The 1,925-nt window shown below is 57.5% G+C and carries 3 protein-coding genes and 2 pseudogenes; 3 read left to right on the forward strand and 2 right to left on the reverse strand.

Going from position 1 to position 1,925, the window contains the following annotated elements; genetic code table 11:
• From C0K55_RS26835 to C0K55_RS25565, 3 genes and pseudogenes are all read left to right on the forward strand, one after another.
• Positions 1-306, forward strand: a pseudogene (locus tag C0K55_RS26835) (hypothetical protein); the annotation flags it as partial.
• Positions 307-524: 218 nt separating this feature from the next.
• Positions 525-950 carry an antirestriction protein gene (locus C0K55_RS25560; RefSeq protein ID WP_089615073.1) on the forward strand — a complete coding sequence of 142 codons (426 nt, stop codon included), beginning with the start codon at positions 525-527 and terminating at the stop codon, positions 948-950.
• A 48-nt stretch (positions 951-998) separates the two neighbouring features.
• On the forward strand, positions 999-1,190 hold the full coding sequence (locus C0K55_RS25565; protein WP_105267093.1) for a hypothetical protein: 192 nt from the start codon (positions 999-1,001) through the stop codon (positions 1,188-1,190).
• Here C0K55_RS25565 and C0K55_RS25570 read toward each other — a convergent pair.
• Together C0K55_RS25570 and C0K55_RS26840 are read right to left on the reverse strand one after the other, a co-directional pair.
• Positions 1,169-1,652, reverse strand: a pseudogene (locus C0K55_RS25570) (hypothetical protein). The gene C0K55_RS25565 and the pseudogene C0K55_RS25570 overlap by 22 nt on opposite strands.
• Positions 1,649-1,925, reverse strand: a 277-nt coding sequence (locus C0K55_RS26840; RefSeq protein WP_236942627.1) for a hypothetical protein, incomplete at its 5' end; no start/stop codon positions are given. The pseudogene C0K55_RS25570 and the gene C0K55_RS26840, both read right to left, overlap by 4 nt.

A 1,925-nucleotide genomic window follows, 5' to 3' on the forward strand; every position in this document is an offset into this window, starting at 1 on the left:
ATGTTGTTAAGGAAATTTTGGCATAATGAACGTGCAGGCATAGTGGTGATCCCCTTGAAATTGTTAGCACAATCAATTAGATCACATCTCACTATGCCTGTCTTGTTTTCTGGGGATTCCTCAGGGGAAATCCCCGCCTTTTTTCTTCCGGTTTCCGGACAGAGCACAAAGGATGTCGCCGCCGGCTCCGTTTTACCCGGCCATGCAGGGCATGGCCTTGTGGGTTTTCAACTCTGTGGCCGTCGTGTCGTGTGCGGGCAGTGCCGTGCCTCCATCTTAGCCGGGCTGGCGGGGATGCAAGGGTAAAATGAACGCGGCGGTCACCCGGTCCCTCCTTCCCGTCTGCCGTGATTTTCCGGCCGGCCGTCCGCGAAAACGCGTCCGTCCCCTTCAACTCCCGCCAGCCGTGTGCGTCAGGCTGCGGCTTCCCTTGCGCCCCTGCATCCCCGCCTTATCGCCCGGCTTTTATGGAGGCACGGCACCGCCCGGTGTCGCGGAATATGTGAACAACGGAGGAAAACATCATGCAATATGCGAAACCTGTCACTCTGAACGTTGAAGAGTGCGACCGTCTGTCTTTTCTGCCTTACCTGTTTGGCCAGGATTTTCTGTATGCCGAAGCGTCTGTATACGCGCTGGCGAAACAAATGATGCCGGAATATGAAGGTGGATTCTGGCACTTCATCCGCCTGCCGGACGGTGGCGGTTACATGATGCCGGATGGCGACCGTTTTCATCTGGTCAACGGTGAAAACTGGTTTGACCGTACCGTGAGTGCCGATGCCGCAGGTATCATTCTGACCTCTCTTGTGATTAACCGTCAGTTGTGGCTGTACCACGACAGTGGTGATGCAGGGCTGACACACCTGTACAGGATGCGTGATGCGCAGTTGTGGAGCCACATCGAATTTCACCCCGAATGCAACGCGATTTACGCGGCACTGGACTGATTAACGGACGGGGCGGCAATGCCGCCCCTGTGAAGGAGGCGAAGAAAAATGAACATCAGCACGGAAACCCGCGAAATTCTGCGTAATTACAAAACCGTGATTAATGCGCGGCGTCGTGAAATGGGGCAGAAACCGCTCACCACCGCGCAGATTGTTGATGAAATCTGCGATTTTGTGGCGAATCAGCAGGCGGTTTTCCTCGGCGGTCACTACATCTTTCAGGGCAGCAGAAACAGGTGATACAGGGCAGGCGGTGGAGGCTGCCTGTCAGTCCGCGCGAAAACCCCTGGCAGGCTGGCGCCTGCCGGAAGGGAAGCGGGCCACGCTGACGCGTCGCCCGTTACCCTTCCCGTTTGTGATGTGTCAGGAATGTTTTTTCCTGATGTTATATTTCTGTGGTTACTGTGCTTGTTACTGTTGTTGTTCTTCCTGTTCTTCCTGTTCTTCTCCTGTTTATGGCTTCCCCGGGCGTCCCCCTGGCGGGGCGGGCTGTCGTGAACGGAGCCAGCGAAGCTGTCTCCGCCCTGACGGGCGTCCATCCCTGACGCAAAACCCCCGGGCTTGCAGCGACCGTTCCGGTCGCGCCGCCTCTGTCGCGCCGTGGCCTGCGCTCCCGGCATCCCGGCAAAAGGCCGCCGGGATGTGAGGCGCAACGCCGTTTCGCGCACGCGCTCTTCGTCGTTGCGGCGGGTCCCTGCTCATTGCCTGCCGGGTGCCACACACCCGTTTGAGTCCCTGTCGCCGGGGGCTGATACAGCCACAACCTGCCGCACTGACTGTCCAGGGTAAATGAACAGCCCACAAAATTTTTTACCCAAAACCCGGTAAAAAATTTTGCGTTCTGCCCCGGACAGGTGCGTCAGGCCGTGGCAGTGATGCCCCTTGCGGCGAAGGTTCTCAAACGGGTGAAGTTCATACCACAGGGAATACAGCAGCAGGTTCCCGCGAAACGTCAAAACCGCGGCTCCCGAAACT

Source organism: Escherichia sp. MOD1-EC6098 (assembly GCF_002965865.1).
Taxonomy (GTDB): Bacteria; Pseudomonadota; Gammaproteobacteria; order Enterobacterales; family Enterobacteriaceae; genus Escherichia; species Escherichia marmotae.